Below are 23,248 nucleotides of genomic sequence, written 5' to 3'. Positions count from 1 at the left end.
GTCCTTAAGCGGCGTTCGCCGCTGCGACTCGCAACGAAAATCGAGCATGCGGCGTCGCATCCGGAACGTTATCGGACTGCGGATCAAGCTTGACGAAACGCCCTTCATTGGCATCGAAGGCCGAGATGTCAGCATGCTCGATGTCGTAGATCCAGCCATGGATATTAAGGCTGCCAGTGGCAATGGCTGCCGCCACGGACGGCAGGGTACGCAGATGCTCAAGCTGCCCGACTACGTTTTCCTCGGTGAGTCGGCGCAGGGTTTCGGAATCGGTCATGGTCGCGCCATGCTCGGCAACAACGTAACGGGCAACATCCGCATGCTTCAGCCACGCTTCGACAGATGGCTTGTCCTGCAAGGCGGCCGGATTCATCAGTGCCTTCATCGCACCACAATCGGAATGACCGCAGATCACGATATGCGCGACACGCAGAACCTTGACTGCATACTCGATCGCCGCCACCACACCGCTGACGTGCTGGGCATACGGCGGCACGATGTTGCCGATGTTGCGATAGACAAAGAGCTCGCCAGGCTGTGCGGAAAAGATCATCTCCGGCATCACGCGCGAGTCGGCACACGTAATGAACAACGTATGCGGATTTTGCTTGTCGGCCAGGCGTTTGAAGAGCTCTCGCTGCTGCGGAAATACGTCACGACGGAACGTATCGAAACCTTGGATGAGTCGTTTCATGGTCGGATATCTCCAGATAAAAGGATGAAAATGCCAGCGCTTGAGCGCAGGCGATGCCCATCGGCGACGCGCGATGCGTCGATTGATGAAAATCAGGGAAGTACGGAGAAATGGTGACCACGATCACTGCGCACCATAACGGCGCATCGAGGTGTCAGGTCACAACTTGGGTTCGCCTCGAGTAAGGTACGAACCGACCGCCTGTCAGGAGATGGAAGGAGGGCGCGGCATCAGAGAGGTATCGTGATGAAAACCGAGGCACTCAAATGGATGAGGTTTTGCATCCGGACGCTGTTGTAAAGCCACCTGGAAGCCATCTGGCACGATGGCCGGCTCTTCGAGGTTGCCGCTGTCATCGCTGCTGGAGCCCAGGTCGTCGCTCGCCTGGGCATCGTCTGGCTGATCCAGCAGCGCCACGACCGCACCCACCGAAGATGTGCCATGCAGTGAGGTAGCCTGTGCCAGGGTCGCCATCGCCAGCATCATGCCCAATAGGCATGCGAAATACGGCAACAGGTGGCGGCGGAGATAAGGCATGGGGTGAAACTATCGAAAAGATGCCGAGTTAGGCAAGTCCAATACTGAAAAGTTCCATAACAGAACCCCGTTGATCCACACCAGCCCATGCCACCCAAAAAGGACATAAGCTAGGCAAAAGCCTGGCATCCAAGAATAGGATGGCGCGGCTCCGCTCGAGCCATAACACTTATACAGCCATGCACATCCTGCTTGTGGAAGACGACACCGAATTGGGAGAGGCCATCAAGCACGCACTTGAGCATCAGTCCTATGCGGTGACCTGGCTCAAGGATGGCCGGCAGGCCATGGCGGCGTTGGCCGACGGGGCGATGGACCTGGTACTCCTGGATCTCGGCCTGCCGGGCAAGGATGGATTGGACGTATTGGCCGAAGCCCGGCGCGACGGAGTAAAGACGCCCATCCTGGTGATGACCGCCAGGGATGCGCTGGAAACCCGCATTCGAGGCCTGGATCTAGGTGCCGACGATTACCTGGTCAAGCCCTTTCACTTAGGTGAGCTGGCCGCCCGCATCCGCTCCCTGACCCGGCGCGCGCAGGGCCTGGCCGACAACCGTGTCGAAGTCGGTGGTCTGCGCCTGGACTTGGCCACCATGGAGGTGCAATTCCGTGACCAGAGCATTACCCTCACCCGCCGCGAGTTCTCGGTGCTGCGCATCCTGATGGAGCGCGCCGGCCGCATCGTGCGCCGGGAAACACTGGAAAATTCGGTCTATGGTTTCGATACGGTCGTCGATCGCAACGCCATTGAAGTCCAGGTCCACTGGCTGCGGCGCAAACTCAGCGCGGATGTGATCCACACCGTGCGTGGCATTGGCTACATGATCCCTCGCGATCCTCGATGAAGACCGCCAGCCTACGGACACGACTGACTTGGTTGATCATCGCCGTGCTGGTGGTGGTACTGATCCCACTAGGCACGATTAGTTATCGTCGCGAGCAACGCGAAATGAACCAGTTGCTCGATGGCCGCCTGGCCCAGGCCGGACGAACCCTCGGCACCCTTATCGCCTATAACCAAGGTAGCTACCCCGCAGCGGCCTCATCCACGGGCCTGACATTGCCCAGCGATGTCCAACATGGCAGCGTGGTGGTGTCGGTCCATCCCCGCAATTACGAGCCCGAAGTCGGCTTTCAGGCCTACGACCCCCATGGGAGGCTGATCGCTGCCACCGCCAATCTGGCCGACCTGGCGCCCCCGCCCCCCGAAGAGCGCGGCTTTAGCGATTTGCACCACCATGATCATCGCTGGCGTCTTTTCACGCTCAAGAATCGCTTTGGGCTGGTGATCCGCATCGGCGAACGCTATGACAACCGCCGGGACATCACGCGGGGATTGATCCTCGAACACGGGCTTCCCTTACTGATCGGCCTGCCCCTGCTGGCCATTCTGGTCAGCCTTGCCGTCAAACGAGGATTACGCCCACTGGACCTTCTGACCCGCCTGCTGGCCAAGCGCACCCCCGGTAGCCGGCGCACGATTTCGATCGAACGCACGCCGCGGGAGATCAAGCCGCTGATTGTGACTCTTAATCAACAGTTGGAACGGCTGGAGGACGCCATCGATCGCGAACATCGTTTCGCCAGCGACGTCGCGCATGAGTTGCGCACGCCATTGGCCGCAACCATGATCCATCTGGAAAGCGCGATCATCGCCGAAGACCCTGAAGAAATTTCCTACACGCTCAAGAATGCCCGGCGCAGCCTCGCCCGCCTCGGGCGGCGTATCGAGCAGATTTTGGCCATCGCGCGACTGGAAGCTGGCGCAGCGTCACAACAGCGCATGCCGCTGGACCTGATCGTCATCGCCACCGAAGTTGTCGAGGAACTGGCACCGATCATCGCCGAAAAAGATATCTCGCTCAGCCTCAACCACGATGAACCGGATTTGCATGTCTCCGGGCACGAAGTCGCCTTGACCGCCATGTTCCGCAACCTGGTCGAAAACGCCTTGCGCTATGCGCCCTCGGGAGGTCAGGTGGATATCGCCATCGCTCGCGTCGACGGCAAGGCGGTTATTGATATCAGTGACGATGGCCCAGGGATTCCAGCCGAACGCAGGGAAACGGTATTCAAGCGATTTCACCGTGAAAGCGAAGCCACCTCGCAGGGCTTCGGCCTGGGCCTGAGTATCGTGCAGCGCGCGGTGGAACTGCATGAAGCGACGATCTCGCTACTCGAATCGCCCGGCGGCCAGGGACTGCTGGTACGTATTCGCATGGATGCCCTGCCAGCCTGATCGATAAGATCGACCGTCCTTTCCTGCCATGCCATGGAAAGGTATCGGCCTGACCGGGTGACTGGCCCGGGGCCCCAAAAGGTTTCCACAAGCATCCCCGCCGATGATGGTTCTGGGCGCTTCTGCCCGACGCAAAGCCAAGTGTTATTCGCGATGAACCCGCTCTCCACGATTCGACACGCCGACGGCAACTCCTGTGTCACATCCGCGTCATGCAGGCATGCTGAGGAGCCCAAGGCATGCTAGCCCTCGTACGCATAGCCCTGTCCCGCCCGTACACGTTCATCGTGCTCGCGCTGGTCATCCTGATCGCCGGCCCGTTGGCCGCCATGCGCACGCCGACGGATATCTTTCCCAACATCGGTATCCCGGTCATCAGCGTGGTGTGGTCGTACAACGGCCTGCCCCCGGACCAGATGTCTGGTCGCGTGATTTACTACTACGAACGCCAGCTGACCACGGCGGTCAATGACATCGAGCACATCGAGTCGCAATCGCTGCCTGGCGTGGGCATCGTGAAGATCTTCTTCCAGCCCGGCGTCGACATTCGCACCGCGACGGCCCAGGTCACCTCGATCTCTCAGACCGTGGTCAAGCAGATGCCTCCCGGCATCACGCCGCCACAAATCCTCAACTACAATGCCTCGACCGTTCCGGTGTTGCAGATGGCACTGTCCAGTACCGAGCTGAGCGAAGCCAACATCCGCGACATCGCGCAGAATTTCATGCGCCCTACGCTGATCTCGGTGCCCGGCGTGGCCATCCCGACTCCTTACGGCGGCAAGCAGAAGCAAGTCACGCTGGATCTCAATCCGCAGGCACTGGCGGCCAAGGGGTTGTCGGCACAGGACGTCGGTAACGCGCTGAGTGCACAGAACCAGATCATTCCCGTGGGCACCGCCAAGATCGGCACCTACGAATACCACGTGCAGCTCAACAACAGCCCAACGCTTATCGATGAGCTCAACCGCTTGCCGATCAAGACTGTCAACGGTGCCACGATCACTATTGGCGACGTGGCTCATGTGCGCGATGGCGCGCCACCGCAGAACAATATTGTACGCGTGGATGGCAAGCGCGCAGTACTGATGCCTGCCTTGAAGAACGGCAATGCATCGACGCTGGACGTGGTGGCCGGCATCAAGAAACTCCTGCCACTTATCCAGGAGACGCAGCCGAAGTCGCTGAAGATGAACCTGCTTGCCGACCAGTCGTTGTTCGTCAAAGCAGCCATCACTTCGGTGGCGCGCGAAGGCATCATCGCCGCCTTGCTTACCTCGGTGATGATCCTGCTGTTCCTCGGCAGCTGGCGCTCGACCGTCATCATCGCGTTGTCGATCCCGCTATCGATCCTCTCGGCTATCGCGCTGCTGGCGACATTCGGCCAGACATTGAACGTGATGACGCTGGGAGGACTGGCACTGGCCGTAGGCATCCTGGTCGATGACGCCACGGTAACAATCGAAAACATCAATTGGCATCTCGAACAGGGCAAGGATGTGATGACGGCGATCATGGACGGCGCCAAGCAGATCGTGACGCCAGCCTTTGTGTCGCTGTTGTGCATCTGCATCGTGTTCGTGCCGATGTTCATGCTCAACGGCATCGCCGGCTTCCTATTCCGTCCGATGGCCCTGGCGGTGATCTTTGCCATGGCTTCCTCGTTCATCCTGTCTCGCACGCTGGTGCCGACACTGGCGATGTTCCTACTCAAACCGCACCATACCGAGGGCGGCGACGGTGACCATCCCGAGGATGCCTACCTCAACCATCACGAGGGCGACCAGCATCCACCACGCAAGCGCAACGCGATCGTTGCCGGACTTGTCCGCTTTCAGCATGGGTTTGAACATCGCTTTACGCGAATCCGCGATACGTATTACGCCACACTCGCCGTAGCACTGGAAAACCGCAAGCGCTTCATTATCGGGTTCCTGTGCTTCGTGCTGGCTTCATTCGCCCTCGTGCCGACCCTTGGACGCGATTTTTTCCCAGCCATCGATTCCGACTCCATCGCCATGCATGTTCGTGCGCCGATGGGTACGCGCGTGGAAGAAACCGCCGCCGAATTCGATCGCATCGAACACGCCGTCAGGCAGGTGATACCGCCCGATCAGTTAGAAACCATCATCGACAATATCGGTCTTCCGTTAAGCGGCACCAACCTGGTCTACAACAGCAGCGGCACCATTGGCCCGCAGGATGGCGATATCCAGATCGTGCTCAAGGATGGCCACCAGCCAAGTGCCGAATTCGTCAAGTCGCTGCGCGAAAAACTACCGCATGAATTCCCTGGCACCAGCTTCGCATTTCTGCCTGCGGACATGACCAGCCAGATCCTCAACTTTGGCGCGCCGGCTCCGCTGGATGTTTCCATTGCCGGCCGCGATCGTAAGGGTAATGAGCGCTACGCTTTGGAAATCCTCAAGGAACTTCGCAAGATTCCCGGCATTGCCGACGTGCGAATGCAGCAGAGCTCCAGCTATCCACAGCTCAACGTCAACGTTGATCGCGTTCGCGCCGATAGCCTGGGCATTACCGAACGTGATGTCACGAACAGCATGGTCGCCTCGCTGGCCGGCAGTTCGCAGGTGGCCCCAGCGTTCTGGCTCAATCCCAAGAACGGCGTGTCCTACGCCATCGTCGCAGCCACGCCACAGTACCTGATGGATTCGATGTCCGACCTGACAGGCCTTCCGGTCACCTCGTCCACCCAGAAGGCCACGCAGATTCTTGGCGGCCTGGCCAGCTTCACGCGCGGGCCCAGCGACGCGGTAGTCTCGCATTACAACATCATGCCGGCGTATGACATCTACGCGACCATCCAGGGACGTGACCTCGGTGGCGTGTCCGGCGATATTCAGAAGGTGCTCGATCGGTTCGCCGGTACGCGCCCGAAGGGAACGCTGGTCAGCCTGCATGGGCAGGTCGGCACGATGAACGAAGCTTTCGGTGGCTTGATCTTCGGCCTGATCGGTGCGGTGGTGCTGATCTACCTGCTGATCGTCGTGAACTTCCAGTCCTGGCTCGATCCGTTCGTGATCATCACCGCCCTACCCGCCGCGCTTGCGGGCATCGTATGGATGCTCTTTCTTACCCATACGAGCCTTTCCGTACCGGCATTGACCGGCGCCATCATGTGCATGGGCGTAGCTACCGCAAACTCGATCCTGGTCGTGAGCTTCTGCCGCGAACGCCTGGCCGAGCATGGCGACGCGGTCAAGGCTGCCATGGAGGCCGGCTTTACACGCTTCCGCCCGGTCTGCATGACGGCGCTGGCAATGGTCATCGGCATGTTGCCAATGGCGTTGAGCCAGGAGCAGAACTCGCCCCTGGGCCGCGCCGTGATCGGCGGTCTCATGTTCGCCACCTTTGCCACGCTGCTGTTCGTTCCGGTGATCTTCTCGATCGTACATGAACGCAAATCACCCGCACCCAATCAACATCGCCTCATCGGAGATACCCCTCATGTCGCATGACGCCACCGCCGCGCTTCCCGGGCGTCCGCCGCGCCTGCGCCTGGCCATCACCATCGGATTGGGCCTGGCTGTGGCTGCCGTGGTTGCCGGTCTTTCCTATCGCTCTGTCGAGTCGCACGATCTCAAGCAATGGACGGATGCGCAGATCACCCCTACGGTGACGGTGATCGAGCCGTCCCACCACAGCGGCGTGCAGAGCATGACGCTGCCTGGACATCTCGACGCCTGGATCAGCGCACCTATCCATGCGCGCGTCGGGGGTTACCTGAAACATTGGAGCGTGGACATCGGCGACAAGGTGAACGCCGGCGATGTCCTTGCGACCATCGACACGCCCGAGCTCGATCAGCAATTCGAACAGGCCAAGGCCGAACTCTCACGCGCACAGGCGAACGTACGCCTGGCCGACACCACAGCCAAGCGTTGGCAGAACCTGCTCCAATCACGCTCGGTGTCCAAGCAGGAGGCCGATGAAAAAGCCAGCGAAGCGGAGACAGCCCGTGCCAACGCGCTAGCGGCCAAAGCCGATGTGGATCGCATCGCCGCGCTGGAGTCGTTCAAGCGCATCGTCGCCCCGTTCGCCGGCACCGTGACCAGCCGCAATACTGATATTGGCGACCTGATTACCGCCAATAACAATAGCGGCAAACCGCTGTTCACGATCGCCGATACCAACAAGATGCGCTTGTACACGGAAGTGCCGCAGAGTTTCGCCTCGTCTGTCACGCCCGGCATGAAGGTCAAGTTGCTCGTGTTGGGCCATGGCGGCGAAACCGTCGACGGCACTCTGATCGGTAACTCCAACGCCATCAACCAGGCATCAGGTACATTGCTGGCGCAGTTCCAGGTCGACAACCCGCGCAAGGATCTTCTGCCCGGCGATTTCGCCGAAGTGCAACTGCCGCTGGCCGCCAACGAGAAAACGGTCACCGTACCTGCCACTACCCTGCTGTTTCGTGCCGCCGGCCCACAGATCGCCGTGGTGGGCAAAGATAATCATGTGGTACTGCGTGACGTGCACATTGCGATGGATCTGGGTGATCGACTGGAAATCGACCACGGCCTGGAGCCAGGCGACCGTGTCGTCGACCACCCTTCCGATTCGCTGATGCAAGGCGACACGGTGCAAGTTGCTTCAACCGTGAAGGATGAGCCGGGCCATGCCAAAGAACATTGATCGCGCGCTGCGTCTTCTTCCCCTGTCGCTGCTGCTCGCCATGAGTGGCTGCTCGCTCGCACCAACCTATCAAAAACCCGGAGTCGGCCCGCTGCCCGAAGCCTTCAAGGGTGCGGCCGCCCCCGAGGGATGGACGGTAGCCAAGCCTGGCGATGACACCACCCGGGGAAGCTGGTGGAAAGTCTACGGCGATCCAAAGCTGGATCAGCTTGAAGATACGCTCGACATCAACAACCCCAACATTGCCGTGGCACTAGCGCGCTACGATGCTTCGCGCGCCTTCGAGCAGCAATTGCGATCGGACCAAATGCCGCACGCTGGCCTGATGGCCAGCCCGACCAACGACCGGCAATCGGATAATCGCCCACTGCGTGGCGCCAACCAGCCCAACGAATACGACACGCGCACCGTGCAATTGTCAGCCATCTATGAGCTGGATCTGTGGGGGCGTATCCGCAATGAAGTCGCCGCAGGCGCGGCGCAAAGTGAAGCGGCAGGGGCAGACCTCGCATCGGCCAAACTCAGCCTGCAAGCCCAGTTGGCGGATCTGTACATCCAGCTCCGTGGCTACGACGTGGAAGCTCGCATCATCAAGGACTCGCTCGATGCCTATCAGCAGGGCCAGCAGATGACGCAGCAGCGCATGGAGGGTGGCGTATCGTCGGGCCTGGATGTAGCTCGCGCCAACGCTCAGTACGCCGATGCGCAGGCACAGGCATCGGATCTTCGTGCGCAACGGGCATTGACCGAGCATGCCATCGCCGCCTTGATCGGACAGCCTGCGTCGAGTTTCTCGCTCGCGCCGCAGACCACGGCGTTGAGCATTCCGGCCGTGCCATTGGGCGTGCCTTCCACGCTGCTGCAGCGCCGCCCCGATATTGCCGCGGCCGAGCGACGCACGTATGCGGCCAATGCGAATATCGGAGTAGCGCGCGCGGCCTTCTTTCCGACGCTCAGCCTCAGCGCAGCTTTGGGCTGGCAGGATGTCGGTCATGGTAGTTTCGTCGCCAAGGGCAACCGGTTCTGGGCACTGGGACCACTGGCCTCATTGAACCTGTTTGACGGCGGCCTGCGGCGTGCCCGGGTCGCGCAGGCGCATGCCGAATTCGATGCCGCATCCGCGCAATATCGCGCGGTGGTACTCACCGCGTTCCAGCAGGTCGAAGACAACCTGTCGCTGTTACAGGAACTCGGCCAGGAAGCCATGCAGGAAGATGCCGCCGCCGATGCCGCCAAGGAATCGCAGACTCTGGCGACCAACCGCTACATGGAGGGTGTCGTGAGTTACCTGGATGTGGTCAGCGCGCAGACCAGCGCGCTACAAGCCGAGCGCAGGGCTGAACTGGTACGCACGCGGCGCCTGCAAGCGAGCGTAGATCTGATTCGAGCACTCGGTGGAGGATGGCAGTCACCCGACGACAAGGGCACCGAAGTATCTTCACGCTGAGGCGCATTCGCGCCTCACGCCACAGCACACCCGAATCAGCCAACGCTCCGCCGGAGGCCTCCAGCGGAGCGTTTTTGCATGACGTCTACGCACTGTGCCTGTGGATGCATGCCGGCAACGCCGATCCTGCACTCGCTGAGGCATCGAAGCCAAGCGTTTGACCTGCCCAAAGGCCAGACAGCAAAACGGCGGGACGAGCCCGCCGTTTTTCCATCCCTGGGTCGAACTCCCTTCCGATATTCGGTAAATCAGAACGGATAGTAGCGGAAGCTGGTGAAGAACATGTCTTCCTTGGCTTTCGGAGCGCCACCCACGCCTTCGAACGCTTCGCGCTCGGTGTGCGAATACTGCGCACCAAACTGCGCCTTGCCGAACTTGCCCTGGTAGAACTTCCACCAGAAGCCCATCGTGCCCTGCCAGATTTCCTTGGTGTTGCCTACGCAGCTGCCACCCTCGGTGTTGCAGCCGGCGTTGTTGTACAGCGGGTTGCCGATACCGAGCGGAACGCCGTTGTAGTCGAATGCTTCCTTGTCTTCGCGCTCACGACCGCCAAAGGCATAGATATCCCAATCCGGCGTGGCATGCAGCGTCAGTCCCGCCAGCAGCATGTTTTCCTTGATCGGCGCGATCGAGCCATTGGGACGGAACGTCACGTCAGGCAACTGCGCGCTGCCATAGCGGCCAATGCCTCGACCCTGCATGCCCGAGAACTGGAAGTCCAGCACCTTTTCGACCAATGGCAGGATCACCCCGATACCGTAACCACCGCCATACACGTTATGGTTGCTTGTGCCCTGGCCGGGCGTGGCGTAGCGGTTGTAGAACGCGCGGCCGATGCCGAAGATTTCATAGTGGCCGTAACCCGGGTCGGCGGCCAGCTTCACCACCACATCCGGAATGTGGTTGAGCGAGAGCGTATTGGCCGCATCGAAGCCCGAACCTGCAGCGATGTTGTAAACCGGCTGCACCGGCGCCTTGGACTGATTCGGGCTCACGCCGAACGTGGTCTGCGGATTTTCCAGCGAGATACCGAGCCACCAGGTCTTGTCGAAATCCTTGACCAGGCGGATCTGCGTCTGGCGAGCCCAGGTGAAGCCCGGCAGGTACTGGGCATCGATCTGCGGCGGTGTCAGTTCAGTGCGGGGAGTGATGCCCTTGCTGTTGAGCGTCAACAGCGACCAGTTCTGGCCGGCCAGCAGGTGCAGGCCCGGATTGTCCCAGTCGATAGTCATGTAGACGTTGCGCTCGCGCGGGTTAAACGAGTTGCTCTCGTTCGAGTTCGCGGTCTGGGCACCACCGATGAAGTCGGCCTCGATGTAACCGGCAACATGCGTATCCGGACTCACGTCACCCTGGGCGAGCAGCGAGACGCGGCTCTGGCGGGCGCTGAAGCGCGTTTCGGCGGCATGCCCGGCGACGGAATTCTTGTACGGGATGGCGTTGTAGCTCGATGCGATATCCGCGCCTTCGTTATGCGAGCGATAGATCGTTTCGGCTGCCAGGAAGCCACCCAGCGTGATGTTCACGCCCTTGTAGGCCAGCTTGTCGGAAGACTTCTTCACCTGAGCCTCGGTCGCAGCCTGCTGCTTCTGCACCGCTTCGATGTTCTGGCCGTTGGCTACGTTGATGTCCGACTGCGCGTCAGTGCGCTGCTCCAGCTCCGACACCTTTTCCTGCAGCGCCTGCAGTTGGGCCTTGAGCGCCTCGATTTCGGCGTTCTTGGAGGCCGCATCAGAGCTCTGGCTGGTGGTGTGGGTCTTCTTGGCCGGCGCTGGTGCCGGGTCCGCGCAGACGTGGAAACTGGTAACGCCCAAACCGGCAGCAATGGCCACCGCGAGCAACTTGGAACGCATGGAGTGTACCCCTATGGTGAGAAAGCCCTGACTGGACGGCCGCCGTCGTCGTATGTGTATGGCCGTCCAGGTTTTCGAACATGCGTTAGGATGAAGTTAGGTGTTTACGGTTAAATGCAGTTGATGTGACAGATCCAAGACACCGTAACCACCACGACGGCTGATATGCTTGGCCGATGGAGATAACCAACAACAGCATGGCTAACCGCCTGAGCGACCGCTTTCGTGGCTTTCTGCCGGTGATCGTGGACGTGGAAACCGGGGGGTTCGATGACCAGCGCGATGCGTTGCTGGAGATCGCCGCGGTCACCCTGGGCATGGACCAGGAGGGTTTCATCCATCCTCATCCGGCCGTGTTCGCCCATGTGGAACCCTTTCCGGGCGCCAACATCGATCCGCGCTCGCTGGAGATCACCGGCATCGACCCGGACAACCCCTTGCGCGGCGCCATGAACGAGCGCGCGGCACTGGATCACATTTTTAAAACAGTGCGTGAGTCACTACGCGAGCACGACTGCCTGCGCGCGATCCTGGTCGGACACAACGCTTCCTTCGACCTGGGCTTCCTGAACGCAGCAGTGGAACGCACAGGGCACAAGCGCAATCCGTTTCATCCCTTCAGCACTTTCGACACGGTGACCCTGAGCGGCTTGGCTTACGGCCAGACGGTACTGAGCAAGGCCGTGCAGGCGTCAGGCCATCCCTTCGATGCGCGCGAAGCGCATTCGGCCATTTATGACGCCGAGCGCACGGCGGAGCTGTTCTGCACCATCGTCAATCGCTGGCGCCGACTGGAGCTGTTCGAGCGCGAGCACATCGGGCTGGACGTGCTATGACGGGCATCCGATTCGCAACATATTGCGAATCGGTGCTTTTTCCCTTTGTCGGCCTGTCCGTGGTCATGGGCCATGTGCCGATTTCACAAGGAAAAATGACAGTCTTGCTCGACTTGTCATAAAGATGAAACATTCAACTCATTTCATTGCAACACAGCCCGCATGAAATAGAGGGCGGGCGGGAATCCCCCGTTGCCTTCTCATACCAGGAGCGACCGTGTTGACTACTTCATCCATGACCCGCATCGGTGCCGCCGTTGCGTTCGCCGCCACCTCGATGTTCGGCATGACGGCTCAGGCCACCGATATCACCGGTGCCGGCTCGAGCTTCGTCTACCCTGTGCTGTCGAAGTGGTCCGCCACTTACGCCGAGAAGACCGGTAACAAGCTTAACTACCAATCCGTCGGCTCCGGCGCCGGTGTAGCGCAGATCAAGGAAGGCACGATCGATTTCGGCGCGACCGACGCCCCGCTCAAGGCCGAGGATCTGCAGCAGTTCGGCCTGGGCCAGTTCCCGGTCGTGGTCGGCGGCATCGTGCCCGTCGTCAACGTCGCTGGCGTCGAAGCCGGCCAGATCAAGCTCGATGGCCCCACCCTGGCCGACATCTTCCTCGGCAAGATCACCAACTGGAACGATCCGAAGATCGCCGCGCTGAATGCTGGCGTGAAGATCCCCGACGGCAAAATCACTGTCGTGCATCGTTCGGACGGTTCGGGCACCTCGTTCAACTTCACCAACTACCTGTCCAAGGTCAGCACCGACTGGGCCAGCAAGGTCAAGTTCGGCACCGCCGTCGACTGGCCGACCGGCGTGGGTGGCAAGGGCAACGAAGGCGTGTCGCAGTACGTCAAGCAGATCAAGGGTTCGATCGGCTATGTCGAGTACGCCTATGCGGTCAAGAACAAGATCACCTGGGTAAACATGAAGAACTCGGCCGGCCAATTCATCGCGCCGAATGCCAAAGCCTTTGCTGCCGCCGCCGCGACCGCGGACTGGGGTTCGGCCAAGGACTTCAATGTGATCATGACCAACGCCCCGGGCGCCGAAGCCTGGCCGATCACCGCCACCACCTGGGTGGTGATGTACAAGAAGCCCAAGAACGCCGAACACACCAAGATCGCTTTCGACTTCTTCAAGTGGTCGCTGGAAAACGGCCAGCAGGAAGCCGCTTCGCTCGACTACGTGGCACTGCCCGATACCCTGGTCAAGAAGATCGAGGCCTACTGGTCCTCGGACTTCAAGTAAGTATTCTTCGCCGCCGGACGGGATGTCCGGCGGCAAGCAACGCGGCCGCCCCTCCCTCATAAGGATCGGGCGGCCTGTCGTTGAAAGAGGCCATGGATACGCGCCCCTCCACCCAGGTGCCGTAAGTCGCCTGGATCGTTACAAGCCTTAAGAACAAAGAAGCATTGAGGGATCCCCATCTCATGCAAGCCGAACAGAGCAAGGCCGCTCCCGTGATTGCTCCACCTACCGAGCGCGCCGTTCGCGACGCACGCAATGACAGCCTGTTCGGCGCATTGCTGATGATCTGCGCCTTGCTCGTGTTGGCCGCGCTGTTAGGTGCTGCCGGCGCCACGCTCTGGGGTGGCCGACACGCCTTCGGCACCTTTGGCTGGCATTTCCTGGTCAGCACCGAATGGGATCCCAGCTCGGATACTTACGGCGCACTGGTACCGGTCTACGGCACCATCATGACCTCGTTGATCGCATTGCTCATCGCCGTACCGGTGAGTTTCGGCATTGCGCTGTACCTGTCGGAAGTCGCGCCGCCATGGCTCCGCACGCCGGTCGCCTCGGCCATCGAGCTGCTGGCGGGCATTCCATCGATCATCTACGGCATGTGGGGCCTTTTCATTTTCGCGCCCTTCTTCGCCGACCACATCAAGCCCTGGTTGGCCAATTACCTGGGCGACAAGCCCGACGATGGCCATCCGAGCTGGGTTGCCAGCCATACGTTCCTGGGCAAGCTGTTCGGCAGCGATTATCCATTCGGCGCCAGCGTGCTGACGGCCGGCATCGTGCTGGCCATCATGATCATCCCGTTCATCTCCTCAGTGATGCGCGAGGTTTTCCAGACCGTGCCGACCCGCCTGAAAGAGTCGGCTTATGCACTGGGCTCGAGCACCTGGGAGGTGTCATGGGACATCGTGCTGCCCTATACACGCTCGGCGGTGATCGGCGGCATTTTCCTCGGTCTGGGCCGCGCGCTGGGCGAAACAATGGCGGTGACCTTCGTGCTCGGCAACGCCATGCAATTCTCGCCCTCCCTGCTCGACCCTGGCGCCTCGATCGCATCGACCATTGCCAACCAGTTCAGCGAAGCGGCCGGTCTGCAAAAGTCCAGCCTGATGGCGCTGGCATTCCTGCTGTTCGTGGTGACCTTCATCGTGCTTCTGATCGCACGCATGATGCTGCGCCGCCTCGCCCACAAGGAGGGCCGCTGATGGCCGGCAACCAGTCACTTTACCTGAGCCGCCGCATCAAGAACGTGGTGGCACTCAGCCTCAGTACCCTGGCCACACTGATCGGCCTGGTGTTTCTGGCCTGGATCCTGTGGGAAACCTTGCGCCAGGGCATCGGCGCGCTGAACTTCAAGCTCTTCACCAAGATCACCGCCTACGGCGAGGATGGCGGCCTGCTCAATGCCATGGTGGGCAGCTTGATCATCAACTTCATCGGTATCGCGATCGCCACGCCGATCGGGGTGATGGCTGGCACCTGGCTGGCCGAATACGCCAACCGCACCAAGCTGGGCGAAACGATCCGCTTCCTCAACGACATCCTTCTGTCGGCACCCTCGATCGTGCTGGGACTGTTCGTCTACACCATCGTGGTGCTGCCGACCACGGCAATCACCAGCGGTTCGACCACGTTCTCGGGCTTGGCCGGCGGCGTCGCGCTCGCCCTGATCGCGCTGCCAGTGATCGTGCGCACCACCGACGAGATGCTGCGCCTGGTTCCGTCCACGCTTCGCGAAGCCGCGCTGTCGCTGGGTGTGCCGCAGTGGAAGCTCACCGTCAACATCCTGATTCGCGCAGCCCGTTCGGGCATCATCACCGGCGTCCTGCTGGCATTGGCGCGCATCAGTGGCGAAACGGCACCGCTGCTGTTCACCGCATTCGGCAACAACTACATGACCGCCAACCCGATGGACAAGATGTCCAGCCTGCCGCAGGTGATCTACCAGTACGCCAATGATCCGGGGGAGACGATGCATGCCATCGCCTGGGCCGGTGCGTTCGTGGTCACCATGTTCGTGCTGCTGCTGAGCCTTGCATCCCGTCTGGTCCTTTCCCGCAACAAGGTGTCCCATGACTGAGCCCGCCGCCGCCGGCATCCAACCGCAAGCGTCGACCCCAACGGCGCCGACCAAGATCGCCGTCAAGGACCTGCATTTCTACTACCAGGGTTTCCATGCGCTCAAGGGCATCAACATGGAGATTCCAGAGAAGAAGGTCACCGCAATCATCGGACCATCCGGTTGCGGCAAATCCACACTATTGCGTATTTTCAACCGCATCTACGCCATCTATCCGAAGCTGGAAGCCAAGGGCGAGATCATCCTGGACAACGAGAACATCCTTGATCCTCGCTATTCCATGAATCGCCTGCGTAGCAAGGTGGGCATGGTCTTCCAGAAGCCGGTGCCGTTCCCGATGACCATCTTCGAGAACGTCGCCTATGGCATCCGCCACCACGAGAAGCTTTCGCGTGCCGACATGGAAATCCGCGTCGAGCAGGCCCTGCGTAGTGCCGCGCTGTGGGACGAAGTCAAGGACAAGCTCAAGCAGAATGCGTTAGGCCTGTCCGGCGGCCAGCAGCAGCGCCTGTGCATCGCCCGCGGTATCGCACTGAAACCGGAAGTATTGCTATTGGACGAGCCCACCTCGGCGCTCGATCCGATCGCCACCGGCCGCATCGAGCAACTGGTGGAGGAACTCAAGAACGAGTACACCATCGTCATCGTGACGCATAACATGCAGCAGGCTGCACGCTGCTCGGACCTGACCGCCTTCATGTACCTGGGTGAGCTGATCGAATTCGACCGAACCGAAAAGATCTTCACCAAGCCGAGCAAGAAGCAGACTGAAGACTACATCACCGGCCGGTTCGGTTGATGCGCCCCTGTCCTGACGAGATCACATCATGAGCGGTAGCAGCAAAGAACACATCATCAAAAGCTACGACGACGAACTGACACGCCTGACCGGTGAAATCGTGCGCATGGGCGAACTGGCTGCCAGTCAGCTCGAATCGGCCATCGACGTCATCGAGCGTCGTGACGAACGCGCCGCCCAGGCCGTGGTCAACAACGACGACGCCATCGACCTGCTCGAACAGGAAATCAGCCACGACGTGGTGCGCCTGCTCGCTTTGCGTGCACCCATCGCCGGCGACTTGCGCAACGTATTCGCCGCGCTGCGCATTGCGGCCGATATCGAACGCATCGGTGACTACGCCGCCAACGTCGCCAAGCGCTCGATCCCGCTTTCGCTGGTCGCGCCGATTGCGCCGACCACCGGCCTGGCCTACTTGGCCGAGCTGGCGGCAGCCGAAGTGCGCGAAGTCTTGCTGGCCTACCGTGATCGCGATGCCGAACGCGCCTATCAGGTGTGGAAGGACGATGCGACGCTGGACGAAGCCTATACCGGCTACTTCCGTCAATTGCTGACGTACATGATGGAAGATCCGCGCAACATCACGCCCTGCACGCACCTGCTGTTCATGGCCAAGAACATCGAGCGCATCGGTGACCATGCCACCAACATCGCCGAGAACGTATGGTTCCAGGTGCATGGCGAACCGCTGACGGCCCAGCGTGCCAAGAAGGATTTCACCTCGAATCCGGAAATGACCAAACTGGGCGATCGCGACTGAGGGGAGCTTCGAAAATTCATCCCATCCGTCGTCCCGATGCAGGCCGGAATCTGATTGACGCTGCCTTGATGGAGCGACATGGCCCGGATTCCGGCGCTTGGGTCTTCCCGAGTATTGACCAGCGACGAGCCACAGCCTTGGCTCCAACTTGTAGCCGGAAAGGTGGCGAGGTATCGATCACACCTTGCCCTGTTCATACAGCAATCAATCCACCCGCAATCTCGCCAGGATCGACAGGTCCGTGCCGTCGAAATCCGTCGAGCGGGTGACATCGGCCCAGGCTTCGGCCTCCTGGCGACGTACTGCGTCGGCCTGATTGAACACGTGCTGGGCATCGCTGCCTAGCAGCAGGTGCGTAGGCACGGATTCCCGGCGCGTCAGGTCGACAATGACCTGTGCAACCTTGGCTGGGTCACCGATCTCATGACCCACATAGTGTTGCAGCAGTTGCTGGATCGCTCCTACGCTGGCCTGGTATTCCGGGAGCAGTTCGGGGGCATTGCCACGTGCGTTATAGCCCCAATCCGTGCGCATGCCACCGGGCTCGACGGCAACGACCTTCACACCAAAGCCTGCCGTCTCTTTGGCCAGCACTTCGGTGAATCCGCCCACGGCCCATTTGGCGGCCTGGTAGGCACTCATGCCGGGCGTGCCCATGCGCCCACCTACCGATGACAACTGGATGATGTGACCGGCACGCTGCCTGCGCATCACCGGCAATGCCGCGCGGCTCAAATTCACCACGCCGTAGAAGTTGGTATCGATCTGCGATCGAAAGTCTACTTCGCTGGCCTGTTCGAACGGGGCCAGATGGCCAAAGCCGGCGTTATTGACCAGCACGTCCAGCCGTCCAAACGCGGCAACGGCCGCCTCAACCGCCGCCTGTGCCGCCATCATGTCGGTCACATCCAGCATGAAGCTGGCCAGGCGATCGCCATGCACCGCCTTCAGATCGTCAAGGCGACCTGGATCGCGCGCGGTCGCCAATACGTTGTCACCAGCAGCCAGCGCCGCTTCGACGATAAAGCGGCCCAGGCCGCGCGCACTGCCTGTGATCAACCAAGTCTTACTCATGATGCGAGTCCTCGTTTTTAATGAGCATGTACTTACTCATTTAAATAAACCCAAAAAAAACGCCCTATCAAGTACGGGCGATCCCGGTCCAGAAAATCTCGAAGCCCGAACGCTTGTAGTGCTCGTGCTTGCGTGGATGCGCGGCGATGAAATCCAGCGTCGTGTCGGCGAGCGCATTCAACACGGCGTACGCATATCGGATACCCTGCCCACCGGCCATATGACTGGCGAGGTCCTTGTCCTGCAGCTTGCGGATCGGACGAAATAGCGAATCGCCGCATTGACGACTCTCGTCCGATACCCTGTCCGATGCCTTGAGCTGGCGCATGGCGCGCAGCTTGTGCGGATGAGCCGCGCCCCAGTCGATCAGCCGGCTCCATACGTGCCAGCTGCGCTCACGGGCATCGGCCTGGGCCGGATAACCATCCGTCAGAACCCTGGCCAGGTCTTCTTCGATGCTCAAGAAAAGCTGGTTGAGCAGTTCGTCCTTGCTAGCGAAATAGGTGAAGAGCGTGCCCTCGGAAACGCCCGCGGCCTTGGCGATCCGAACAGTCGGCGCAGCCGTACCCACGGTCGCTACCAGTTCAGCGGCAGCAGCCAGCAGGGATTCGCGTTTTTCCTCGCTGAGTGGACGGGCCATGGGATTAAATGAGTAAGCACTTGCTCATAGAGTAGTGACAGCCAGCTCTGCTTTCAAGGTCTTGCGGGGGAGTCCGGGGCGGCGGATGGGTAACGGAGCACCCCGCCACGGCCCGGGGCGCTTCCAGTCGACGAACGTGCTGCCACAAAAGGGGAACTCATCGCTCGCACGAGCTTGCGCCTCCACGACATATCCCCCATCTGCAATCCCCAGCTTCATCAGGGGCTGGTCAGCTTCAGGCCGACGATGCCTGCCAGTACCAGGCCCACACAGGCCAGCCGCATCGGTGTGGCCGGGTCCTTGAACAGCACGATGCCCGCGATGACGGCACCGACCGCACCGATACCCGTCCACACCGCATACGCCGTACCAATCGGCAATTGCCTGCTCGCCACCGCGAGCAAGATCACGCTGATGACCATGGCACCGATGGTGCCAACGGTCGGCCATGGGCGGGAGAAACCCTCAGAGTATTTCAGGCCGATCGCCCAAACCACTTCGAACAGGGCGGCGATGACCAGGACAATCCACGACATGACGGCAAACCCTCTTGCATACAGGGCCGTCCCCGCGAAATGAAAACACCATGGGGTCGTCCCCGAGGGAGGCCGCGTGCGCGACCTGTCGTCATTCTAGGCCAGGGCGACACGTGCTGGATGCGGCATGGTGTCGCCCCGATCGATTACCAGGCTTGCGTCTTGTGTCCCGCCGCCCGGGCCTGGCGCCTGACTCGCACGCCACGCACGATGCCGAATACGCTGATGAGCACCCACGCCAGTTCCATGAGGAAAGCCGAGGTATTGAAGCTGCCGAACATCAGCGAAATGATCACACCACCGGCACCGAGCGCATTGATCACTTGATAGACCAGGCCCGTGCCATGCAGCACGCGCATCTGCAACAGCAAATACGCCAGCAGCACCAATACAACGCCGATGTAACCGGCCCAGTCGTGCCACAGAACGTTGCTCATGCCAATCCTCCTCGTTGACGCAGCGCCTCGAACAATACGATGCCAGTGGCTACCGACACGTTGAGACTTTCCATGCTGCCAGGCATGGGGATGCGCGCGACAAAGTCGCATGTCTCGCGCGTCAGGCGGCGCATGCCCTCGCCTTCGCTCCCCATTACCAGCGCCACGGGGCCTTTCAGGTCGATGCCATAGATCGATGTCTCGGTGTCGCCGGCCAGGCCAGTGATCCACACGCCAGCATCCTTGAGCACGCGCAGCACGCGCGCAAGATTAGTTGCCGCGATCAATGGAACGCGGTCGGCGCCGCCAGCCGACGCGCGCCGCACGACCGGAGTCAGGCCTACGGCGCGATCCTTGGGCACGATCACCGCGGTCACTCGGGCGGCGGCGGCACTGCGCAGGCATGCACCGAGGTTGTGCGGATCGGTCACGCCATCGAGCACCAGCACCAACGCTTCGCTGCCAGCCTTGGCGAGCAGGTCAGGCAGATCGGACTCGCTGGCCGTCGGAGGGGCCTCGTAGCGCGCGATCACACCCTGGTGGCGCGCCTCGCCGGCCAATCGATCCAGTTGCTCACGCGGACGCTGATGCACGGCAATCTTCAAGCCGCGCGCACGCTCGGCCAGTTCCTGTACACGCGGATTGCGCTGGCCGATTTCGACCAGCACTTCGCGCACACGTTCGGCGTCATTGTTCAATGCGCCATCCACCGGGTTAATCCCGGCGATCCAACTATCGCTCATCGCTTGCCTTTGGGTTTGCCCGACCGCTTGGCGGTCTTAGGCTTGCTTGTTGCTGACTTGCGGGCTTTGGCCGCACGTTTGACGTCGTCCTTCTTGGGCTTGGCGCTCTTGCCGCCCTTCTTGGGCGCGGACACGCCGCCATTATCGCGCGCCATGGCTTGCGTGGGAGCAACACCGCGCCCCTTGGGCAAGGAGTAGCGTTCGCCCGCCGCAGCGTAGTCATAGGCACGCCGCGGCATACCGGGCGGCGCATCGCTCGAAGCGGCATGCTGCGGCACAAGGCGGAAATCGATCTTGCGATCTTCCAGGCTGGCACGCAGCACCTGCACTCGCACATGATCACCCAGGCGGAACTGCGAACCGCTGCGCTCGCCCTTGAGCAAATGGCGAATCGGATCGAAATGGTAGTAATCATTGGAAAGCTGGCTGATGTGTACCAGGCCAGAGACCTTCGACTCTTCCAGTTCAACGAACAGGCCGAATGACGTCACGCCAGTTACCGTGCCGTCGAACTCACTGCCCACATGCTTGGACATCCACGCACACTTGAAGCGCTCGTCGACGTCGCGCTCGGCCTCTTCGGCACGACGCTCGCGCTGGGAGCAATGGACGGCCATGGCTGCCATGTCGCTCGGCGAATAATGGTAGGCGCTGGGCTTGCCCTTGCCAATCGCATAACGGATCGCGCGATGAACCAGCAGATCCGGGTAACGGCGGATCGGCGAGGTGAAATGCGCATAAGCCTCCAGCGCCAGGCCAAAATGTCCTCGATTGTCCGGCTGGTAGGCCGCCATGCTCTGCGCGCGCAACAACACCGATTGCACCAACTCACGCTCGGGGCGATCCCTCACCTTGGCTAGTACCGCCGAGAAATCAGCCGGCGTGACCTGCTCGACCGGCGGCATGCGCAACTTGAACTCGCGCAGGAACTGTTGGAGATCCTCGTATTTCTCTACCGGCGGCGGCTCATGCGCGCGAAACAACGCGGGAATCTTCTTGCGTTGCAGGAACAACGCCGCCTGCACGTTGGCCGCGATCATGCACTCCTCGATCAGCTTGTGTGCGTCGTTGCGCTCGGTCGCGCCCATCGACATCACTTCCCCGGTCTGGTCGAGGCGGAATTTCACTTCCGGCGTTTCGAAGTCGATCGCGCCACGCTGCTTGCGCTGCGCGGCCATCGCCTTGTACAGCGCGTGCAGGTTTTCAAGCTGCGGCAGCACGTCGGCCACTTCGTCGCGTGCCTGGGCATCTTTCAAGCCCACGGCCTGCCAGACCTTGTCGTAGGTCAGGCGTGCGTGCGAGAGCATGACGGCGTTGTAGAACTTCGACCGCGTGACCTCGCCATCCTTGTTGACGTGCATGTCGCACACCATGCAAAGCCGCTCGACTTTGGGGTTGAGCGAACAGATGCCATTGGAAAGGGTCTCCGGCAGCATCGGCACCACGAAGCCGGGGAAATAGGTCGAGGTGCTGCGCTCATAGGCTTCCTTGTCCAGCGCACTGCCTACGCGCACGTAATGCGATACGTCCGCGATCGCCACGACCAGGCGAAAACCACCACCGCGCTTGGGCTCGGCATACACGGCATCGTCGAAATCCTTCGCATCCGCCCCGTCGATGGTCACCAGCGGCAAGTCACGCAGGTCCACGCGCCCCTCGCGCTCGGCCGCGGTCACCTGCGGCTCGACCTCCGCTGCGTCGCGGAGCACCTCGGCGGGCCACTCGCTGGGCAGGTCGTGACTGGCAATGGCCATCTCTACCAGCAATGAGGGTTGCAGTCGTTCACCGAGCACCGTGCGGATCGCACCCAGCGGGGCCCGGAAAGCCGTCGGTGGATCGGTGATTTCCACCACCACGATCTGCCCGGAATGGGCACCCTGCTCCTTACCTGGCGGAATGATGATGTCCTGATGCAGGCGACGATCATCAGGGGTCACCATGGTGACCCCGTTCTCTATCATCACGCGCCCGACCAGGCGCGGTGAGCGACGCTGCAACACCTCGACGATAGCGCCCTGGCGGCGCCCGCGTCGATCCAGGCCGACCACGCTGGCCAGCACGCGGTCGCCATGCAGCACCTGGCGCATCTGGTGCGGAGACAGATAAAGATCGTCCCCTCCTTCGTCAGGTCGCAGGAAACCGTAACCCTCGGCATTGGCAATCACCACACCAGGGATAAGATCCAGCTTGCGCGCCGGCGCATATGCGCCGCGACGGCCGAGCAACAGCTGCCCGTCGCGCACCATCGCATTCAAGCGCTTGCGCAATGCATGCAGCGAGTATTCGTCATCCAGTTGCAGCGCTGCGGCGATGGCCGCCTCGGCCAGCAACTGGCCGCGCTCATCCAGCAGGGCGAGGATGGCTTCGCGGCTGGGAATCGGGCGCTCGTAGCGCTGGGCCTCACGTTCGGCCTGCGGATCGACGATGCCTGCCTCGGGCTGCGGGAGTTGGGGAAGCTTGGGCAACTTCGATGACCGGGCGTTACCTGCCTCGGTCTTGATGGGCGCCGGACGCGCCGAAGCCTTGGCAGGCTTGGCCGTGCGCGAGCGCTTTTCCTTGGTTTTTTTGGTCACTTATCCGCCTTGGGATGAGGCATGGCCTCAATGAAGAGAATCATGCGATGAAAAAAGAATAAAAGAATAGTTGACAAGACCCAGGTCAATACCTAATCTAC

20 protein-coding genes are annotated in these 23,248 nt (G+C 61.0%); 11 read left to right on the top strand and 9 right to left on the bottom strand.

Annotated features, from left to right (window positions below):
• Positions 1-4: 4 nt before the first annotated feature.
• A complete protein-coding gene (locus VF436_RS14350) occupies positions 5-694 on the bottom strand; it encodes a carbonic anhydrase (protein ID WP_330904709.1) in 690 nt (229 codons plus the stop codon).
• A 204-nt stretch (positions 695-898) separates the two neighbouring features.
• Positions 899-1,231 (bottom strand): hypothetical protein, encoded by a 333-nt coding sequence (locus VF436_RS14345; RefSeq protein ID WP_330904708.1) that lies wholly within the window; start codon positions 1,229-1,231, stop codon positions 899-901.
• Between the two features lie 179 nt (positions 1,232-1,410).
• Between VF436_RS14345 and VF436_RS14340 the strand changes: the two genes are divergently transcribed.
• The 5 genes from VF436_RS14340 to VF436_RS14320 all read left to right on the top strand — a co-directional run bounded on the left by VF436_RS14340 (position 1,411) and on the right by VF436_RS14320 (position 9,573).
• Entirely contained in the window at positions 1,411-2,076 is a 666-nt protein-coding gene (locus tag VF436_RS14340; RefSeq protein ID WP_330904707.1) for a response regulator, read from the top strand.
• Positions 2,073-3,470 carry a sensor histidine kinase gene (locus VF436_RS14335; RefSeq protein ID WP_330904706.1) on the top strand — a complete coding sequence of 466 codons (1,398 nt, stop codon included), beginning with the start codon at positions 2,073-2,075 and terminating at the stop codon, positions 3,468-3,470. Before VF436_RS14340 ends, VF436_RS14335 begins: the two co-directional genes overlap by 4 nt.
• 239 nt (positions 3,471-3,709) lie before the next feature.
• Complete coding sequence (locus VF436_RS14330; RefSeq protein WP_330904705.1) at positions 3,710-6,949, top strand: efflux RND transporter permease subunit; 3,240 nt, start codon at positions 3,710-3,712, stop codon at positions 6,947-6,949.
• Positions 6,939-8,126 carry an efflux RND transporter periplasmic adaptor subunit gene (locus VF436_RS14325; protein ID WP_330904704.1) on the top strand — a complete coding sequence of 396 codons (1,188 nt, stop codon included), beginning with the start codon at positions 6,939-6,941 and terminating at the stop codon, positions 8,124-8,126. The genes VF436_RS14330 and VF436_RS14325 overlap by 11 nt, the downstream gene beginning before the upstream one ends.
• The gene (locus VF436_RS14320) at positions 8,110-9,573 is read left to right on the top strand and encodes an efflux transporter outer membrane subunit (protein WP_330904703.1); all 1,464 of its coding nucleotides are present in this window, start codon (positions 8,110-8,112) and stop codon (positions 9,571-9,573) included. The genes VF436_RS14325 and VF436_RS14320 overlap by 17 nt, the downstream gene beginning before the upstream one ends.
• 248 nt (positions 9,574-9,821) lie before the next feature.
• On the opposite strand, the gene VF436_RS14315 is transcribed toward VF436_RS14320, so the two are convergent.
• Entirely contained in the window at positions 9,822-11,426 is a 1,605-nt protein-coding gene (locus tag VF436_RS14315) for a hypothetical protein (protein ID WP_330904702.1), read from the bottom strand.
• 176 nt (positions 11,427-11,602) lie between these two features.
• Between VF436_RS14315 and rnt the strand changes: the two genes are divergently transcribed.
• From rnt to phoU, 6 genes are all read left to right on the top strand, one after another.
• Complete coding sequence (rnt, locus tag VF436_RS14310) at positions 11,603-12,262, top strand: ribonuclease T (RefSeq protein ID WP_330904701.1); 660 nt, start codon at positions 11,603-11,605, stop codon at positions 12,260-12,262.
• A 235-nt stretch (positions 12,263-12,497) separates the two neighbouring features.
• Positions 12,498-13,508 (top strand): phosphate ABC transporter substrate-binding protein PstS, encoded by a 1,011-nt coding sequence (gene pstS, locus VF436_RS14305; protein WP_330904739.1) that lies wholly within the window; start codon positions 12,498-12,500, stop codon positions 13,506-13,508.
• 182 nt (positions 13,509-13,690) lie between these two features.
• On the top strand, positions 13,691-14,710 hold the full coding sequence (pstC, locus tag VF436_RS14300; protein WP_330904700.1) for a phosphate ABC transporter permease subunit PstC: 1,020 nt from the start codon (positions 13,691-13,693) through the stop codon (positions 14,708-14,710).
• Positions 14,710-15,585 carry a phosphate ABC transporter permease PstA gene (gene pstA / locus VF436_RS14295; RefSeq protein WP_330904699.1) on the top strand — a complete coding sequence of 292 codons (876 nt, stop codon included), beginning with the start codon at positions 14,710-14,712 and terminating at the stop codon, positions 15,583-15,585. The genes pstC and pstA overlap by 1 nt, the downstream gene beginning before the upstream one ends.
• On the top strand, positions 15,578-16,384 hold the full coding sequence (gene pstB, locus VF436_RS14290) for a phosphate ABC transporter ATP-binding protein PstB (protein WP_330904698.1): 807 nt from the start codon (positions 15,578-15,580) through the stop codon (positions 16,382-16,384). The genes pstA and pstB overlap by 8 nt, the downstream gene beginning before the upstream one ends.
• Before the next feature lie 28 nt (positions 16,385-16,412).
• Positions 16,413-17,144 carry a phosphate signaling complex protein PhoU gene (phoU, locus tag VF436_RS14285; protein WP_330904697.1) on the top strand — a complete coding sequence of 244 codons (732 nt, stop codon included), beginning with the start codon at positions 16,413-16,415 and terminating at the stop codon, positions 17,142-17,144.
• A gap of 204 nt (positions 17,145-17,348) precedes the next feature.
• Here phoU and VF436_RS14280 read toward each other — a convergent pair whose 3' ends face one another.
• The 6 genes from VF436_RS14280 to rnr all read right to left on the bottom strand — a co-directional run bounded on the left by VF436_RS14280 (position 17,349) and on the right by rnr (position 23,147).
• Positions 17,349-18,218, bottom strand: coding sequence for an SDR family NAD(P)-dependent oxidoreductase (locus VF436_RS14280; protein ID WP_330904696.1), 870 nt, complete (start codon positions 18,216-18,218; stop codon positions 17,349-17,351).
• Positions 18,219-18,285: 67 nt separating this feature from the next.
• The gene (locus tag VF436_RS14275) at positions 18,286-18,858 is read right to left on the bottom strand and encodes a TetR/AcrR family transcriptional regulator (RefSeq protein WP_330904695.1); all 573 of its coding nucleotides are present in this window, start codon (positions 18,856-18,858) and stop codon (positions 18,286-18,288) included.
• 218 nt (positions 18,859-19,076) lie between these two features.
• On the bottom strand, positions 19,077-19,394 hold the full coding sequence (gene sugE / locus VF436_RS14270) for a quaternary ammonium compound efflux SMR transporter SugE (RefSeq protein WP_330904694.1): 318 nt from the start codon (positions 19,392-19,394) through the stop codon (positions 19,077-19,079).
• A gap of 146 nt (positions 19,395-19,540) precedes the next feature.
• On the bottom strand, positions 19,541-19,831 hold the full coding sequence (locus tag VF436_RS14265) for a CBU_0592 family membrane protein (RefSeq protein ID WP_330904693.1): 291 nt from the start codon (positions 19,829-19,831) through the stop codon (positions 19,541-19,543).
• Positions 19,828-20,574, bottom strand: a complete 747-nt coding sequence (gene rlmB / locus VF436_RS14260; RefSeq protein ID WP_330904692.1) for a 23S rRNA (guanosine(2251)-2'-O)-methyltransferase RlmB — start codon at positions 20,572-20,574, stop codon at positions 19,828-19,830. Before rlmB ends, VF436_RS14265 begins: the two co-directional genes overlap by 4 nt.
• Positions 20,571-23,147: a ribonuclease R gene (gene rnr, locus VF436_RS14255; protein WP_414649862.1), complete on the bottom strand. Its 2,577-nt coding sequence runs from the start codon at positions 23,145-23,147 to the stop codon at positions 20,571-20,573. The genes rlmB and rnr overlap by 4 nt, the downstream gene beginning before the upstream one ends.
• Positions 23,148-23,248 lie beyond the last annotated feature (101 nt).

Source organism: Dyella sp., from assembly GCF_036384435.1.
Taxonomy (GTDB): Bacteria; Pseudomonadota; Gammaproteobacteria; order Xanthomonadales; family Rhodanobacteraceae; genus GSA-30.
This window is presented reverse-complemented; position numbering and strand designations above follow the sequence as displayed.

What these genes read in the sequence shown, in the direction of transcription:
- VF436_RS14350 (WP_330904709.1), bottom strand. Translation starts at nt 694, where the DNA reads ATGAAACGACTCATCCAAGGTTTCGATACGTTCCGTCGTGACGTATTT.
- VF436_RS14345 (WP_330904708.1), bottom strand. Translation starts at nt 1,231, where the DNA reads ATGCCTTATCTCCGCCGCCACCTGTTGCCGTATTTCGCATGCCTATTG.
- VF436_RS14340 (WP_330904707.1), top strand. Translation starts at nt 1,411, where the DNA reads ATGCACATCCTGCTTGTGGAAGACGACACCGAATTGGGAGAGGCCATC.
- VF436_RS14335 (WP_330904706.1), top strand. Translation starts at nt 2,073, where the DNA reads ATGAAGACCGCCAGCCTACGGACACGACTGACTTGGTTGATCATCGCC.
- VF436_RS14330 (WP_330904705.1), top strand. Translation starts at nt 3,710, where the DNA reads ATGCTAGCCCTCGTACGCATAGCCCTGTCCCGCCCGTACACGTTCATC.
- VF436_RS14325 (WP_330904704.1), top strand. Translation starts at nt 6,939, where the DNA reads ATGTCGCATGACGCCACCGCCGCGCTTCCCGGGCGTCCGCCGCGCCTG.
- VF436_RS14320 (WP_330904703.1), top strand. Translation starts at nt 8,110, where the DNA reads ATGCCAAAGAACATTGATCGCGCGCTGCGTCTTCTTCCCCTGTCGCTG.
- VF436_RS14315 (WP_330904702.1), bottom strand. Translation starts at nt 11,426, where the DNA reads ATGCGTTCCAAGTTGCTCGCGGTGGCCATTGCTGCCGGTTTGGGCGTT.
- rnt (WP_330904701.1), top strand. Translation starts at nt 11,603, where the DNA reads ATGGAGATAACCAACAACAGCATGGCTAACCGCCTGAGCGACCGCTTT.
- pstS (WP_330904739.1), top strand. Translation starts at nt 12,498, where the DNA reads ATGACCCGCATCGGTGCCGCCGTTGCGTTCGCCGCCACCTCGATGTTC.
- pstC (WP_330904700.1), top strand. Translation starts at nt 13,691, where the DNA reads ATGCAAGCCGAACAGAGCAAGGCCGCTCCCGTGATTGCTCCACCTACC.
- pstA (WP_330904699.1), top strand. Translation starts at nt 14,710, where the DNA reads ATGGCCGGCAACCAGTCACTTTACCTGAGCCGCCGCATCAAGAACGTG.
- pstB (WP_330904698.1), top strand. Translation starts at nt 15,578, where the DNA reads ATGACTGAGCCCGCCGCCGCCGGCATCCAACCGCAAGCGTCGACCCCA.
- phoU (WP_330904697.1), top strand. Translation starts at nt 16,413, where the DNA reads ATGAGCGGTAGCAGCAAAGAACACATCATCAAAAGCTACGACGACGAA.
- VF436_RS14280 (WP_330904696.1), bottom strand. Translation starts at nt 18,218, where the DNA reads ATGAGTAAGACTTGGTTGATCACAGGCAGTGCGCGCGGCCTGGGCCGC.
- VF436_RS14275 (WP_330904695.1), bottom strand. Translation starts at nt 18,858, where the DNA reads ATGGCCCGTCCACTCAGCGAGGAAAAACGCGAATCCCTGCTGGCTGCT.
- sugE (WP_330904694.1), bottom strand. Translation starts at nt 19,394, where the DNA reads ATGTCGTGGATTGTCCTGGTCATCGCCGCCCTGTTCGAAGTGGTTTGG.
- VF436_RS14265 (WP_330904693.1), bottom strand. Translation starts at nt 19,831, where the DNA reads ATGAGCAACGTTCTGTGGCACGACTGGGCCGGTTACATCGGCGTTGTA.
- rlmB (WP_330904692.1), bottom strand. Translation starts at nt 20,574, where the DNA reads ATGAGCGATAGTTGGATCGCCGGGATTAACCCGGTGGATGGCGCATTG.